At 60.0% G+C, this 14,265-nt stretch carries 22 protein-coding genes; 8 read left to right on the forward strand and 14 right to left on the reverse strand.

Annotated elements, in window-relative coordinates:
• Positions 1-19: 19 nt before the first annotated feature.
• From NKJ77_RS01510 to NKJ77_RS01535, 6 genes are read right to left on the reverse strand one after another with little or no spacing between them, the layout of a single operon-like run.
• Positions 20-241 (reverse strand): hypothetical protein, encoded by a 222-nt coding sequence (locus tag NKJ77_RS01510; RefSeq protein ID WP_352534033.1) that lies wholly within the window; start codon positions 239-241, stop codon positions 20-22.
• Entirely contained in the window at positions 238-564 is a 327-nt protein-coding gene (locus tag NKJ77_RS01515) for a hypothetical protein (protein ID WP_352534035.1), read from the reverse strand. The genes NKJ77_RS01510 and NKJ77_RS01515 overlap by 4 nt, the downstream gene beginning before the upstream one ends.
• The gene (locus tag NKJ77_RS01520; RefSeq protein WP_156939134.1) at positions 564-815 is read right to left on the reverse strand and encodes a hypothetical protein; all 252 of its coding nucleotides are present in this window, start codon (positions 813-815) and stop codon (positions 564-566) included. The genes NKJ77_RS01515 and NKJ77_RS01520 overlap by 1 nt, the downstream gene beginning before the upstream one ends.
• 13 nt (positions 816-828) lie before the next feature.
• Positions 829-3,060, reverse strand: a complete 2,232-nt coding sequence (locus tag NKJ77_RS01525) for a hypothetical protein (RefSeq protein ID WP_352534037.1) — start codon at positions 3,058-3,060, stop codon at positions 829-831.
• Complete coding sequence (locus NKJ77_RS01530) at positions 3,057-4,589, reverse strand: terminase large subunit domain-containing protein (protein WP_352534039.1); 1,533 nt, start codon at positions 4,587-4,589, stop codon at positions 3,057-3,059. The genes NKJ77_RS01525 and NKJ77_RS01530 overlap by 4 nt, the downstream gene beginning before the upstream one ends.
• Positions 4,564-5,121 (reverse strand): terminase small subunit, encoded by a 558-nt coding sequence (locus NKJ77_RS01535; protein WP_023820547.1) that lies wholly within the window; start codon positions 5,119-5,121, stop codon positions 4,564-4,566. The genes NKJ77_RS01530 and NKJ77_RS01535 overlap by 26 nt, the downstream gene beginning before the upstream one ends.
• Before the next feature lie 88 nt (positions 5,122-5,209).
• On the opposite strand from NKJ77_RS01535, the gene NKJ77_RS01540 reads away from it, so the two are divergent.
• Positions 5,210-5,389 (forward strand): hypothetical protein, encoded by a 180-nt coding sequence (locus NKJ77_RS01540; RefSeq protein ID WP_081731211.1) that lies wholly within the window; start codon positions 5,210-5,212, stop codon positions 5,387-5,389.
• 143 nt (positions 5,390-5,532) lie between these two features.
• On the opposite strand, the gene NKJ77_RS01545 is transcribed toward NKJ77_RS01540, so the two are convergent.
• From NKJ77_RS01545 to NKJ77_RS01575, 7 genes are all read right to left on the reverse strand, one after another.
• Positions 5,533-6,138, reverse strand: a complete 606-nt coding sequence (locus tag NKJ77_RS01545) for a DUF6456 domain-containing protein (RefSeq protein WP_352499010.1) — start codon at positions 6,136-6,138, stop codon at positions 5,533-5,535.
• A 52-nt stretch (positions 6,139-6,190) separates the two neighbouring features.
• Entirely contained in the window at positions 6,191-7,042 is an 852-nt protein-coding gene (locus NKJ77_RS01550) for a hypothetical protein (RefSeq protein WP_352499011.1), read from the reverse strand.
• A gap of 176 nt (positions 7,043-7,218) precedes the next feature.
• The gene (locus tag NKJ77_RS01555; RefSeq protein ID WP_352534041.1) at positions 7,219-7,680 is read right to left on the reverse strand and encodes a hypothetical protein; all 462 of its coding nucleotides are present in this window, start codon (positions 7,678-7,680) and stop codon (positions 7,219-7,221) included.
• Positions 7,667-7,960 carry a hypothetical protein gene (locus tag NKJ77_RS01560; RefSeq protein WP_352534043.1) on the reverse strand — a complete coding sequence of 98 codons (294 nt, stop codon included), beginning with the start codon at positions 7,958-7,960 and terminating at the stop codon, positions 7,667-7,669. The genes NKJ77_RS01555 and NKJ77_RS01560 overlap by 14 nt, the downstream gene beginning before the upstream one ends.
• On the reverse strand, positions 7,950-9,566 hold the full coding sequence (locus NKJ77_RS01565; RefSeq protein WP_081731198.1) for an AAA family ATPase: 1,617 nt from the start codon (positions 9,564-9,566) through the stop codon (positions 7,950-7,952). The genes NKJ77_RS01560 and NKJ77_RS01565 overlap by 11 nt, the downstream gene beginning before the upstream one ends.
• Positions 9,567-9,599: 33 nt before the next feature.
• On the reverse strand, positions 9,600-10,472 hold the full coding sequence (locus tag NKJ77_RS01570; RefSeq protein ID WP_352534045.1) for a hypothetical protein: 873 nt from the start codon (positions 10,470-10,472) through the stop codon (positions 9,600-9,602).
• Between the two features lie 10 nt (positions 10,473-10,482).
• Entirely contained in the window at positions 10,483-10,719 is a 237-nt protein-coding gene (locus tag NKJ77_RS01575) for a transcriptional regulator (RefSeq protein WP_023820554.1), read from the reverse strand.
• Positions 10,720-10,849: 130 nt separating this feature from the next.
• Between NKJ77_RS01575 and NKJ77_RS01580 the strand changes: the two genes are divergently transcribed.
• Together NKJ77_RS01580 and NKJ77_RS01585 are read left to right on the forward strand one after the other, a co-directional pair.
• The gene (locus NKJ77_RS01580; RefSeq protein ID WP_023820555.1) at positions 10,850-11,497 is read left to right on the forward strand and encodes a LexA family protein; all 648 of its coding nucleotides are present in this window, start codon (positions 10,850-10,852) and stop codon (positions 11,495-11,497) included.
• Positions 11,498-11,585: 88 nt separating this feature from the next.
• Positions 11,586-11,945 (forward strand): hypothetical protein, encoded by a 360-nt coding sequence (locus NKJ77_RS01585; RefSeq protein WP_155921514.1) that lies wholly within the window; start codon positions 11,586-11,588, stop codon positions 11,943-11,945.
• 1 nt (position 11,946) lies between these two features.
• Here NKJ77_RS01585 and NKJ77_RS01590 read toward each other — a convergent pair whose 3' ends face one another.
• Entirely contained in the window at positions 11,947-12,420 is a 474-nt protein-coding gene (locus tag NKJ77_RS01590; RefSeq protein ID WP_352534047.1) for an Arc family DNA-binding protein, read from the reverse strand.
• A gap of 84 nt (positions 12,421-12,504) precedes the next feature.
• On the opposite strand from NKJ77_RS01590, the gene NKJ77_RS01595 reads away from it, so the two are divergent.
• From NKJ77_RS01595 to NKJ77_RS01615, 5 genes are all read left to right on the forward strand, one after another.
• Entirely contained in the window at positions 12,505-12,678 is a 174-nt protein-coding gene (locus NKJ77_RS01595) for an Arc family DNA-binding protein (protein WP_081731199.1), read from the forward strand.
• A 66-nt stretch (positions 12,679-12,744) separates the two neighbouring features.
• Positions 12,745-13,164: a hypothetical protein gene (locus tag NKJ77_RS01600; RefSeq protein ID WP_352534049.1), complete on the forward strand. Its 420-nt coding sequence runs from the start codon at positions 12,745-12,747 to the stop codon at positions 13,162-13,164.
• Positions 13,161-13,553: a hypothetical protein gene (locus tag NKJ77_RS01605; RefSeq protein ID WP_352534051.1), complete on the forward strand. Its 393-nt coding sequence runs from the start codon at positions 13,161-13,163 to the stop codon at positions 13,551-13,553. The genes NKJ77_RS01600 and NKJ77_RS01605 overlap by 4 nt, the downstream gene beginning before the upstream one ends.
• The gene (locus NKJ77_RS01610) at positions 13,550-13,783 is read left to right on the forward strand and encodes a hypothetical protein (RefSeq protein WP_023820561.1); all 234 of its coding nucleotides are present in this window, start codon (positions 13,550-13,552) and stop codon (positions 13,781-13,783) included. Before NKJ77_RS01605 ends, NKJ77_RS01610 begins: the two co-directional genes overlap by 4 nt.
• Positions 13,780-14,220: a helix-turn-helix domain-containing protein gene (locus NKJ77_RS01615; RefSeq protein WP_352534053.1), complete on the forward strand. Its 441-nt coding sequence runs from the start codon at positions 13,780-13,782 to the stop codon at positions 14,218-14,220. The genes NKJ77_RS01610 and NKJ77_RS01615 overlap by 4 nt, the downstream gene beginning before the upstream one ends.
• Positions 14,221-14,265 lie beyond the last annotated feature (45 nt).

Consider the following 14,265-nt stretch of genomic DNA (forward strand, 5'->3'; position numbering starts at 1 on the left):
CCGTCTGAGGGATTGCTGGTTACTGGTGGTCCTGGCGCATCAATTCCAGCGCCTGGTCAATGTGCTCGCGCGTGATGCCGCGCAGAAACTTGTCTTCCATCTTCGCCTGAATGTCGTTCGGGATGATCAGGGACAGCGCGCCCTCAATCATGGCGACACACAAGACAGCCTGCTGGCCAATATCGAGGCGACTGGCTTTGAATGATGCCTCGATCGCGTTGGCGAGGCCGGCGCTGATCACGGCGCCCGGACCCGTTCGCCGCGGTCAAATCGGGCTTTTGCTTTCAGCACTGTTTCTTTGATCGCCTTACGGTCGATCTTCGGACGCTTGCGGGGCCGCAGCCGTGCCGGATCGTTGCCAACTTCCTCGAGCCCGGCGGCGCGGTAAGTCGCGCGAAGAGCCGATTTCGAGGTGTAGACCTTGCCGTCGTGCATTGATTGGACTTCGGACATGGTGTCCGAATTAATCATTGGCGCCGATAGATGCGAGCGCTTCGGCTTGGTGGTATCCACCTTGCGGAAAACCTGCCGGCCGTCGCCGAGATTGATCCACGTGTAAGCCATCACAGGCCGCTGGTCCGCTTCAGCAGAGTTGCGACGCCCGGGTTCACATTGCTTAAAGCAAGCTTGTGCGCATCGAAGACACCGGCGTTGATCTGCTTGGCCAGTTCCTTTGCCTGCTCGCCAGGCACCCCAACGGACATAAGCCGGTCGACGTTGCCATTGGTGAGGCCAGCATTCATCTGGCGGGCTACTTCGACCGCCACCGGATATGACATCCCGCCCCGGCAGAGTTCATCAGCACTGACTGGCATGGTGTTGTCCTTGTCAAAGTTGAGCAGCAGCTGGCTGAGGCGCGGCGTTCTTCTGCGCTTGGCCGAGCACCTGAAGGCGCAGCTTTTCGATTTCGAGCTGACCCTTCTGCATGTCCTGCTCGTGCTTCTGAGCTGCGGCGGCCGCGTTCGCCTCAATCTCGCGGATGCGGATATCGGCCTCGCGCTGCTTTTGCGCGGCATCGGCGTTGATCCTGGCGATATCGGCCTCCGCCTTAGTCCTGGCGATTTCCGCGTCGCTTTGGGACTTGGCCATTGCGGCGTCAGACTTGGCCTTTTCCACCGCCATCTTGCCTTCGTTGGCCTTGGCGTCAGCTTCGGCCTTACCTGCACTGGGATCTGGCCTAGGCTGGGAACCCATCGCCTTCATTTGCTCGGCGAACTCGTCGATCGTCGCATCCATGCTGCGACCGGGACGGAACGGCGCCATGGCGAACTTCAGCACCTCGGCAGCAAAGGGAGCCGTCTCGGGTTGCGCCTGCACCATCGGGCCAAGCTGGGCGAGCGTGCCAGCCAGTGCCGTCAGGAACTCGCTGCGGCGCTGCTTCTCGGCGTTCTCGTCGGGCTGGATGGTGCTGTCTGTCTCGATGTCGAGACTGAACGGCCGGATTTTCTGGTCGTGCAGGAAGTCCATCACCTGGTCGATGGTGACGGTCTTTTTCAGCTCCTCGATCTGATTGGCGATCTCGGCAATCTGGCCCTGAGCCTGCTGCATGATCTGCTGCGCGGCTTCCGGGTTCTGCTTCGCCATCGCGGCGACTTCAGGATCGCTCGACGCGCCCTCCAATTCCTTCTCGATGCTCTTGGCCTGGGCCTCCAGCGGCTTTACCTGTTTGGCGATATCGGCATCGCTCGGCAGTTCCATCTGGCTCATTTCCAGCAGCGTCTTCGACTGGAAATTCTCTGCCATCACCTCGGCGATGATGCGCGCCGCGTCGCGAGCGATGCGCACCAGCTCGTTCTGCCGGTCGCGAATGCGGACAGAGCCGTATTGCGTCTTGATCTGCTGCGCGCCGAGCGTTTCGTTCGGGTTGCTCTCGCCCCGCATGATGTCCGACAGGCCGCTGATCTGGTAAATGTCCTCGATGAGCTGCTTGCGAAGCGCGATCAGCTGCGTGATGGTCGACGCCACCATGTCGGTCGGCAGCCAGACAACCGTGTCCTTGGCCGATCCATTGCCGAACGCGGCCCAGTTGCTGACCGGAACCATGATCTGGCGCGGATCGCGCGTCTTAACCGCAGCCTCGATCGCATCGCCGATTTCACCAGCGCCGGCCGGATAGAAGCCGCGCACTTGAAGCGCTTCGGTCAATGCCGAAATGCGGTTGGTGATGTCGTTGATTTCCTCGATCTGGTCTTTGTAGAAGACGTAATCGGGGACCGGGATAAGGCTCTCCGGCTGCAACGTCCCGTAGGCCGGCTGCGGACACGGGAAGAAGTTTTCCAGCGTCAGGTGCGGCGCGCCCTCGTCCAGCACGACATCAACGCCCGGTGACAGCCACACCACCTTGTTTTCGGACTTCGACCACAGTTCCCAGACCCGCGCCTTCAGCTTGCCGTCGGTGTTGTTCTTGTCGTCCTTGCGCTTGGCGAACTCGGCATCCTGATAGGCGTTGCCCGACGTCGCCTTGAAGCGCTTGCGCATCTCTTTGCGCGTCATCCATGCGCCGCCCGCGACCCAGTCCACTTCCTTCCAGTTTCGGGCGGGATCATGCACGAAGTCGCGACGGTTCTTGTGCTCGATGCAGACGGTTTCGGTGTAGCCGTTCTCTCGGCTCTTGGTCTCGTACCGGATCCACATGCAGCCGCGCGCAATCGTGGCCAGGTCGTCTCGCACCAGCCGCATCACGCCGTCAATGTTCTGCCGATCGAACGTCACCGCCGTCGAGCGCTCGACAAGCTCCGATGCCGTGCGCGGGAGCGGCCGCCTGTCCTGAAAGCGCGGCGCGACCACCGGAACCGGTGGGCGGGAATACATGGAAGGCTTCAGGACTTCGATATTGGCCCAGAAGATTTGAAACTCGCGGTCTCGGGTGACGTTCGCCAGGCGCTCCAGATCGGCATACCGCTTCTGGATGTTGGTGCACCGTGTCTGATAGTCGGCAATGCCGGCCTTCTCCTGATCCGTGATCAGCTTCAGCCAGCCCTTGGAGGCCTTCGGCTTCAGCGACGGGTCGACCGCATCATCTGCAGTGTTGTCGATCTCGTCTTCAGTGTCGTTGATCATATGCGAATCCTTCGACGCCCGTTGCCGTCGTCAGGCACGCCGGGAAGCTGGACATAGCCCTGTGGCACCTTGGGAGCCGGCGTCTTGGTCTTGGCTGCCCATGGCCGCGACATGCACGCGTAGCGCGTCTCGTCGGCCGCATGGTCTTCCTGGTCGCTGTTGAGGTCTTCCGGGTTCGCCTCGTCGTGCTGCAGCGCCGGCAGTGTCCGAATCGTGTGGATGCAGGTCTCGAAGAAGAACAGCATCGCACGGCCGTCCTCGTCGCCGGTCAGTCGGCCGCGCAACTGGTCCCAGCCGCCCATGGCACCGCGTCCAGCCGCTCGCTTGTTGTCGGCGCGTCGGAAGGTCGATCCGTTGGAGTTGGTCCCGTTAGCCATGCGCTCGGCGAGAGATGGCCCGCCGTCCTGGCTGAAGGCAGCAGGGTCAAGCACGCCATAGCTAATGGTGTCGTCATAATCGCGCTGCCGGACACCGGCGCCGACTGCTTCGGCATGCAGCTTCAGACCGGTGTTGGGCAGATAGCGGCCCGACTTGTCGATCTTCACGCCATACCATTCGCGGTACTTGATGAGCGCGCCGCGCGGAATGACGATGCCGGGCGCGCCAGCCACGCCAGACGGCACTATCGTGTCGTCGGACGCCACCGCATACCACCCGAAAGAGAAGGGCTTGGCGCTGCCCCAGTCGCCCGCCCTGAAGCGTGTCCAGTGGTCTGGAATTGTGAACGGTTTGACGACATGCCGGCGTCGTTCGAAGTTGTCGAAATAGGCGCCCTCGACCACATCCCAGTCGCCATAGCGCATCGCGCGCACCAGGCTTTCCGAACCGAGACCCATCAACCGGCTTTCATAGCCGGGATCGTTGTCGTTCATCGACGGGTTGTCTTCGAGCTGCGCAGGGATGAACTGACGCTGCATGCCGCCTTCGCTGACTTCGGCCTTGTACACCTTCAGCGGCAGCACGCCGTCAATGAATGTTGCCTTGACGAACTGGTGACCAATGCCGCCCGGATTGGCGCCACACAGGATGCGCGGGAACCGGCCGGCGTATTGCGGTGGAACCTTGATCCCGACCATGCGCACGCGGTTGCGGAGGAACCGATAAATCACTTCGGTGAAGTGGGTCAGCTCGTCGATCAGCAGCACATGGATTTCAGCGCCCTGATATTTGAAACGGTCCTTCTCGTCCTTGCAGTGGCAAAGGTAGATCCTCGATCCGTTCCAGAACCGAATTTCATCCTCGACGATGGTGACGAACCCGCATTCCACCCAGCCGGCGAGCATCTGGCGAAAGCCTTGCGGGCCTTCCATGTGGTTCTTGATCAGGTCGTCGCGGATGCGGCGGAAGAGATAGACCTGAAGGCCTGGGATTTCGGCGCACCACGTGATGGCGGCCGCGCGCATCAGGTGCGACTTGCCACCACCAGCAGCACCGCCATAGAGCGCTTCGGTTGCTTCCGTCTCGAATGCCAGCGCCTGCTTGTCGTGCAGGTCGAGATTGATTTCAGCTGCGGCTGCGGAGGCGGACATTGACCACGGGGACGAGCGCAGCGCCGTCCTTGCCAGTGAGCTCGACGCGTTCCTTGAACATGCCGAGATGCTTGCCCAGGTCGACCAGCGCCGATTTCTTGTCGTGCATCTTGATCTTGATACCGGTTTGGGTGAGCGAAACCTCGGACACTGCGGCGGCCGTGTCGTCGTCAATCTTGTCGCTGCCGACCAGCTCGACCGGATAGATGCCTAGGCCATTCGGCTTTGCGTTCTCCGATTCCGTGTCGATCGGGCTGCGGCCCCACTGCACCGCCTTGCGAATGTCAGAAAAGGCTATCTTTGCCAACTCGGCCACGATGCGTTCCTGAGTGACGCCGAGCTTCTGCGCGATGGCCGCTTGCCTCGCTGCGATGGCCTCGCCAACCATAACATTCGATAATAGGCGCGATCCCTGCACCTGAGCCGTCAATTCGCTGTAGCCGGCCCGCTTTGCCGCCTGTGTGGCGTTCAGGTCGATCATGAATTCTTCGACGAAGCGCGCTTGCTTCGGGGTTAGCTCTTTTGCGGGCATTGAGGCACCTTGCGGTCTGAGCGCATGCAGGAACTTGTGCGTTCTAAGACGCTATGGTTTGTTGGAGCTCGTGTGTGGGAGTGGCGACTTGGACGATAAGACAACTGGTGTTCGTATCGAACGCATCGACGGCAAATGGGCGGTGCAGATTTTTGAGAACGGCGAAACCACCCAGCATCTTTTTGAGAACGAAGAATTTGCCAGGAATTTTGCGGCCGGTCAGCGGATAAGGCTTAACCCGCCGGGGATCGAGCCAACGCTCACTTGAGACGGTCAGGCTGCAAGAAGAGCGAACCGCGTCTCTGGAGGAGCTTCCTGCTTCGCTGCTCAACAAAAAACCCGCCTGACTTAGGCGGGTTCCGGCGCAAATCGTCACCGTGCCCAAATATCTACCATACGTGACGGCACGTTTCAACTGTTGTGACGCGTTGCTGACTGCGACCCGTAGTGGAAAACGAGGCGTTCCAGACCCATGCGCAAAAGCTGGGCGGGAATGTCTCGGACCACGTTCTCCCGCTGCGCCACTTCCTTGATTGACATCCCGAGACCGCATACCGCATCGATTACAGCCAGTATCTCGGGATAGACCAGAGCTTGCCGCGCCCGCGCCATGACAGCATGGTTGTCGATCAGCTTGGCCGGGACACTCGCTCCGGACCGCCCTCCGTCCACGCGCTCGCCCATGCCCATGGTCTTCAGGCCCTCGCGCGTGGCCAGTTCGAAGTCAGCGCGATAGCGAGTACCGGCCTCCCGCTGCTTGTACGTCAGGCTCGAGATGCCCTTGAGGGGATCGACCTTGCGAACCCGGGCTATGCCACCCGTGCTGATATAGCCGCCATTGCTGACATCGTAGACCCGACGCGCTTCTGCCGTCCCGGCGATAAGCCGATCGCGCCCGTAATCATCCGTCTGGACAGCGAAGTCATGGCCGAGGTCGCGACGGATTTTCACCTGTTCGGCCTCACCCTTGCGCATCTTTGGCGCGGTCGGCTTGGTTTTCTTTGCTGCTTTCGTCATACGAAACTCCGTTGGGGTGCGCCGCGCCGTCAATTCGCCGCGGCGCGCCGTTTCAGGCGACCAAGCGCATCACCTGTCGCTTCTTCTTTGTCTTGCGGTACCAGATTGATCCGAGCGCCTTCCATTCCGACGTGCGATGGGTCTTCGCCATTAGTTTCGCTTCGTCTTCGGCCGACAGGTACAGATCGCCTATCGTTTTCGACAGATCATCGGGATCGAGCTTTATCGACATCTCACTGTCGGTCATGACGTACTCGGCAGCCTTGATGTGAGTTGCGGTGATGGGTGCCAAATGAGCCTTGGCCAAGACCTCAAGGATGATCCGCGCTCCCAGTGGTTCACGACGGGCGACGAGGCCCCTGATGGCCGAAATCGCAATCGTATCGCCAGGCTGATATTTGCCCGACTTGGGCAGATTCTTAAGAACTTTGACCCCGGCCCGCTGACAGGTACGGTCAACGTCCACAGCGTCCTCAAAACCCGCTAAGACCGCAGAGTGATGGAGATGCAGTGCGGTAACTCCAAGCCGCTGAGTGTTTTGACCGACGAATGCCGCTGCCTGGGTCTGGGTGTCGGGCGCGTCGACGATCATCACCGGGATAAGATCGATATGAGGATTACTCGCAGCTGCAATTGCAGTGTGCTGCCCGTCAAGCACCTTCAAGATAGTTTTGCCGCCATGCTCGGCGTAGGCACAGATCGGCGGCTTATATTTCGTCCAGCAAAACCTCTCGATGATTTGCCGGATTTGTCTGTGGCCTTTTTCGCCAATAGCACGCTGGTACTCATGGTCGACGAATAGGGCCGACGGATCTACGCGCTCGCAGATCGGCTCACCTGTGCTGGGCTTACGTGGATTGAGGCCGGTTGTTGAGATCGCGGCAATACCATTGAGAAGTTCCACAGAGTTTTTCCTGTTACGCAGCTCAACCTGAGCGGGGACGCCTCTGCATGAGTGCCCGGCTGCTTGGTTGCAGGCCTCGCTGTGGACAACGACCAAGCGCGCCGAGCTTTCCCCGACATTCTCGGTGTCTGCCCACCGGTAGCCGAAAGATTGGTGAACGAACGCTTGCGAACCGCTCAATTTTCGTTCCCTTCGCTTGCCGCTAGATATTCCGCTGGACTGATGTGGCGGACGGGCGATGCCGCGCCAAATGTCCCGAGCTGCGCATCCCGATAATTGCGCTTTCCCTTCGGGTCGAAGTCAGTCGCCGCTATTGTCCGCAGCCATTTCGGAGCCTTTGCTGCAGCGGGCGTCCGCCGCTCTTTCGTCCGCCGTTTCTTAGCGGCCTGTTTCTTCTCCTGCCGGGTCTGCTTCGGAAGGGTGGGAAACGGGTTTTCCTGCAACCCGTTTTCTGCCGGCCCGCTCGACAGGATCTTGTTCGAGATCCAGTCAGCCCGCTTTTCGGCTGGCGATATGGGCGAGCCCTCGATGCGATCAGCCGCGCGCCAGGCTTCCGCGTTGGTCGGAAACGGCCCCGCCAAGGTTTCGCCGCGAGAAACCACAATCCAGCCCCCGCCCGAAGCTTCAATCACGGTCATGGCAACGCCCTTTGTTGTCGTTCGAAAGTGTCAGGCCTCGGGGAAATTCGCGGCGCCGGTAATCAACCTCGTCAATGATCCGCCGCAGATCCGCCCTATTGGCGTTGCCGATCGCTATCCACCGCTCCAGGACGGGTTTCATTGCCAACCAAGTCTTGTCTGGCAACTCGCACCAGATGCCGATTACAGCGTCGCGGGCCGCGAGATTGATGCTCGTGTGGACAAGCAACGCCTGTTCAACAGACCACGGAAGCCGCTCGGATTTTTCCTTATTCGGCATCTTCAAACCTCCCGTTCTGGATGTTGAAGTTGATCTTCAGCTTGCAGGGATGGCCCAGCTCGTCGAAGCGGGTCTTCTTGTGGAAGATCACCGCATCGGTGCAGCGTTGGCCCTCGTCGAACATCTTCGGGCGGTGCACGACCAAGCCCTGGTCAACGCGGTTGTCCCAATGCTTTGAGCCGGCTATGTCGTCGAGCTCCGGGGGCGAACCTTTGCGCGGCCCGTCCATTTTCGCCGGATGGGCCAACACTTGGACGTGACAGCCCATGTCCTGCGAAAATTTGTAGATCGCCGTCAGGCAGCGGCCGATGTATTCGGTTTCTGTTTCCCGAGCCTCGCGCTGGCTTTCCAGTCGGTTCCATGGGTCGAGCTGCACCACTGATGCGCCGTGCCTGACCACCGCGGCCTCTGCCGTTTCAAGTAGCCAGCCTAGCGTTGGCGTCTGCTCCGGGTGCTGCATGAACAGGTAGTGGTCGTTTATCCACTGGTCCGAGTACCGGATTTCTTCCGGCGTCATTTCTCGCTCCAGACGGCCTGCATGCAGCGTCCGCAGGATGCGCCGGTAGTGTGGCTTGGCCCGCGTCTCAAACGTGGCCGTGGCGATGACCAGCCCGTATTTGTCGGCGATGTCGGCCCAAACCTGCGCCATCACTGCCGTCTTGCCGTGGCCAGGGTGACCGGTGACCACTGACATGGTGCCGGGCGCGAAAAGGATCTTGCCGCGCCAGGCCGGCATGCGGGGAACCTCCCAAGCTCGGATCGGCGCCATCTCCGGCAGTTCCGCGAGCCTGTAGAGACCGGCGACCGGCCACGGCAACGCACCATTGGTGACCAGGTCTTTCAGCGCTTCGATGCCATCAGCGCGCAACATGTCGTTGGCGTCTTTGATACCTTCGGGCCAGTCGATGAACCAGAACTTGGCGGCGCCGAGCAGATGGGCCATGTCCGCCCGGAGCGAAAGCCCGGTGTCGTCCATGTCCCCGCACCAGATGAAACGCTTGTGCTTGCCGAGGCCGCGCGCCAGAGCCTGTTCGACGTACTCATAGCCGGCGGGCTCCGCTGGCTTGTCGTCCGCGCCTTCCTTCTTCTCCCGGCCGCCGTTTGGCACAGACAGAATCCGGCCGATCGGTAAACCGGCCTCGACCATGGCGGCCAAGTCCCATTCGCCTTCGACCATGTAGACATCGCCGGGGGGCGCGGCCAACACGCGGTCGAGATTGTAGAAGCAAAGCTTGCCGCCCTTCTCGCCGATGAAATCCTTCTCTGGGAAGGCGCAGGCCTTGTAGTTCACCCGCTTGCCGCTGAGCGTGTAGGGGAAGAAAACGGCCTCGCTTTTGCGTTCAAGACGGCGAGGAAAGTAGACCGTTCCTGAGGCGGCGCCGAGCTGCGCCAAAGTCGTCGCGCTTATGCCCCGGACCGTCTTTGCGTAGTCCTTTGCCGCCGCCGAAAGCTTGCCCTGTTCGAACGCCACCGTTGAAACCGCAGTGGTGGCAGAAGTAGGTTGCTCCGTCTCCGTCGATCCTGACAGCAAGGCATTTGTCCTTTTTCTTCCGGCGATGCGGGGAACAAGACGGGCAGGTAGTCCGCTGCTCGCCATCGCGATCATTGATGAAAATTCCGAGTTCGCTCAGCTCGCGCATCAGTTGCCGACCTGTTGCTTGGTGTCGTCGTAGAGGCCGCCAGCGAAGCGCCAGTACGTGCCTTCCCGCTCGACCGGGTAACCCTGGCAGCGCGCGTCTGTGATCCATGCCGGTAATTTGGGATCGACCTTTGCCGGCGCCGGGGGGCGGTATTGTTTCAGCACTCCGCCGAGATAGGCCTTTGGCTTTTTGGCGCTCGCGGCTCGACCAGCGATGTCAATCAACTGATCGAAGTCGCCGCCAAGATGCTCGCCGATCTGAAACAGCATCCCGCTCGGCACTCCGGCTTTCTGCCATCCGGGCAGGGCGGCATAAAACTTCTCTTCGGCCGACCCGTGCCAATCCGGCCCGCCCTCGCGGTCATTCTTGTTTTCTGCCGGGTTGGGTTGGACGGCTTGAGGGGGAACTTTGTCGACCACAGCCGAAGGCGCGTTGTTCTTCTTTTTAATGCCTTCAATGCCTTTAATGTCTTCTTGTTTGTCTCGGGGTTGTCTCGCGGTCGTCTCGCTTGGTGTCTCGCTAGCTGTCTCGGCTGGAAGGCTGACGCGCTGATAAGTGTCGTATTTACAGATAGTTATGACGCTCTGCCCTGTCTCGACGGAGATGCTGATCATTGTCTCGGTTTTTAGACGCTTTAGAAAGCGGTCGACACTGGACCGGTGCCATTGCCAGCGATCGGCCATGAACCTGACCGATGACGCGAGCTGGCCGCGCTTCAACGCTACCATGCCGTCCTTGACCCGAACGCGCCGCGCTTTCCATGCCGCCTCGCGGATCAGCCAAACCCATGCCTCGCGCTCGGTGAACGGTTCCGCCGCGAAAAAATGATGTTCGAAGATGTCGCGAGACACCGCGAAAACGCCGCTGGTCATTGCGCCGCCGTCATGCCGATGCTCGCACCAAATCAACTGACGGCAGTTCCGGCGGGTACAGGTCGGGACGGAGGCGGCCACGATGGATGCCTGTCAGCCGCTCGACTGCAATCACGCGGTCGTGCGGGATCTGCTTCCACTGGCTTACGGCCTGCGGCGTGATATCCAGCATCTCGGCAAGCTTCTTGGCCTGGCCAATTGCTTCAACGGCCAGTTCGAGGCCGCTCTTTCCGTCCGGATCACTCATGAAGTTCTGCACCCCTGGCTCGAATTGCGAAGTGAAATTCAAGCACGGCTTAACCATAAGTTCAAGTGCAGCTTGCTTGAATTAATCAAGTCTGACTTTAGTCTCTTGAATTGAAACGGAGAATTTTTTCATGACCTTGGGGGAAACCATCAAAGCCGCGCGCAAGGCGAAGGATTTGACGCTGGCCTCGGTCGCCAATTCCATGGGCGTAAGTCTTCAGGCTGTATCCCAATGGGAAAGTGACACCACCACGCCGACTGGAGGCAGATTGATCAAGCTCAGCAATTTGCTGGGTATCGATCTAGCCCCAGCTGGTGGCCGGCGCGAGTTGCTCCCTTTCAAAGCGGAAGGCAAGGTTTTCGCCGCGCCGCTGATCAGCCGCGTGACAGCAGGCTCTTGGTCACCAGTCATTGCCGAGCAGCCACTGCCCCCAGATACCCAAGCTTTTGAAATCCATTGGGAGCCGGCCGGATACGCCTTTTCTTTGGAAATCGATGGCGACAGCATGCTTCCCGAATTTCAGAGCGGCGACGTGATTATAGTCGACACCGGCCTTCGGCCTCTGCCTGGCGATTGCGTGGTGGCCGCCATTGAGAGTGAGGAAGAGGCAACTTTCAAGAAGTACCGCCCGCGCGGCTTGGACGACAACGGCCAGCCGATCATCGAACTTTACCCGCTCAACCCCGACTATCCTACGCTGACCATCTCAGCCAAGAATCCTGGCCGAATTGTCGGGACAATGAACGAGCATCGAAGGTTCCGGCGCCGAACAAGGTGAAGCCGAACTTGAAAAGGTGTTAAGCGTGGCTTGACTATATGGTTAAGCGGTGCTTGAATAGTATCCATCGCATCCGATGGAGCTTTCAATGAACCCCACTCCCTTATCAAGCCTTATGCATACTGACGCTGACCTGATCGCCCTTGGCGTCGAATTCCGCAAGGCCTGGGCGGACGAGCGCGCCGCCTTCAGCGATTCAGGAGAGGACTTCGACAAAGACCCCTCTATTGCGGCCGCATTCCATCGATGCTCGGAGCTCTCCGACCGAATCCTGACGCTCACGCCCGAGACCATGGATGGGGCGCGGGTCGCCGCGATGGTTTGGGGCTGGTGCCACTATCTCAACAGTCAGCCCGGCGTTTACGACGGCGGCGAATTCAGCAACGCGGCCGACACCCGCGCCGTCCACAAGGTGCTAACGTTTCTGCTGAAGGATTGCGCGGCGTGAGCTATTCGCCGCTTTCATCGTCTTGGGCTGCCTTAGCGGCGGCAGCGTCGCGTTCGAGCTTGGCCAACCGTTTTAGTCGGCGCCGTTCGGTATTTTCCGCCGCGACCGAGACAACGATTCTTGCGTCGTCGATACCGGCATCTTGTGCGGGTTCGAGGCTATTTGCGGCGCGCTCGCGCTCCGCAAGCCGTTCGACCCGTTCAGCGGCGCGAATGCTTTCGACGCTTTCTTTCAGCGTCTTCGACAGGTCGGAAAAGAATGTGCCGATAGATACGTCGATGGCAGGCGTCCCAAACGGCAACGCCTCCAAGCGGATCGTGATCGACGGCGGATGCTTGGGGCCGAGAAAGGACTGTTCCAGCCGAGCGACGATTTCAGCGGTGGTGCTGCGGTTGTTGCGTTCGGCGCGCTCCTCCAGGCGCTCTTTCAAGTTCGCCGGTAGCCGGATGTTTATCTGGGGATCTTCGCGCGCCATAGGCTGGGGATATATAGCACGGTGCTATTGCTCGCAACCTAGCACGGTGCTATATTCCGTCTTGGTTAACGGGAAGGAAAGGACATGAGTCGGGCGGACCCGAAATTTCTGGTGAGACTGCCGGCAGACGTAAAGGCATTCATCGCCACGCAGGCCGCGCGGAACGGAAGTTCTCAAAATTCTGAAATCGTGCGGTGCATCCGTAACCGCATGGACGAAACGAAAACGACGACCAGCGAGCCGGCAAGCTCAATCTGATCGTCGTTCGAAATGAAACCGCCTTGCACGGCGGCTCCCCACGATCACCGACAAAGGATATTGAAGATGACCAAGGCGTTACATAACACCGCATCGGCGAAAATTCAAACTGGTCGCCCCGCTGCGAAGATAGCGCATGAGGCTGACACCCTGTCGTTTATGCACCGCAAAGGCCGCGATGCCGGCGGTGGCATCTGCTACTGGAATGTCGACGCAACCGGCCATTTCGGCAAGGACTGCGACAAAGGCCATGAACTGGCGCGCGAATATCTCGACTTCATCGGCCGTCACCCGACCAACGGCGCAACCACACTTCTCGGCTGCATCGTCAACGATATGTGCCGACTCCGGCAGGAAGAACGCTTGCCGTCCCGCAACCATCTGACCGGCGTCGAGATCGGTTTCCTGGGCGAGGTCAACCGCTACGCTGCGACAATGGTTGCCGTGGTCAAAACCATGGGCAAGTCGGAAGGCGGTGCGGAATGAGCCGCCCAGCGCACCCGCTCGGCTTCAAAACCGACCTTCTCTCGCTCAAGCAACTGTCGGCACTCGTCGAGACGCTGACCACTGTCGCCCAAGTTCTCAGCGGTCTTCAGGAGCAGCCTCGTTTCAACGGCCCGGATGACGGTCAACCGTACAACGAAGCTGGCGAGATACTAGAGTTCCTCCGCAACAATATCGGCTGCGAGATCGACGACATACGCGAGGCCGTGTTGCAAAGGCCAGTCAGCACCCGAGACGAAGGCGAACTTAAGTTTGGGATCATAGTCGGCCAGTATGACGGGGGCACCGACAGCCCTGCATCGGTTGTCGCGGAGTTGGCCAGGATTGCCGGGGACATCGATTGGCAGCTTACCCGGGAAGGTGGCAAATGAGCCGCTTCATCGATCACAGAGACATGTCTGCAGATCAGATAATGTCTTGCTGCATCCAAGCGGCTGCAATCGTCCGGGTTTGCGGTGCAGCGGCCTGGGCGATCCAGGAAGGCGGCCATGTGAATATGGCAACCAGCATCGTTGATGCTCTTGCCGCCGCCGACGAACTCCTTGGACCCGTTACCGATGCGCTTGAGGGCCATGAAGGTCCGAAGGCAGGTGCGAAGTGATCCAAGTCGTCAGCATTACGAGCAAGATCAAGACCGCTGGCGCGCGGCTGGCCTGGGCGAGAACTCAGGCCGGTATCCACACCGTCAGCGGCGGCGCCGAAGCGCTGAAAGTGCCGCCCGGCACATATGCGGGCCACGAGAGCGGAAACCGCGCTTTCGACTATGAAGTCGCCCGCCTGTATGCGGCTGGCTATGGCGTCCGGTGGGAATGGTTGCTCAGCGGGGAGGGCGATCCACTAGGAGGCGGCCGGGTTGTCCCGCTCTCAGCGATCGACCAGCTTCACCAAGTGCGAGACGAACTGCGCACCATTTGGTTGGCCCTGGGCAACACGTCAGATCTGGATGATGACGGCACATTGACGCCGATACGCGAAGCGCTGAACGGCTCAACCAATCGGCTCGAAGACGCTTGCCAATCGATGGCGCGCGCCGGATGAACGGCGATTTCAGCAATTTTTCGAAAGCACAGCAACATTGTGACA

This window comes from Mesorhizobium sp. M0052, from assembly GCF_040323255.1.
In the GTDB taxonomy this organism is placed as follows: Bacteria; Pseudomonadota; Alphaproteobacteria; order Rhizobiales; family Rhizobiaceae; genus Mesorhizobium.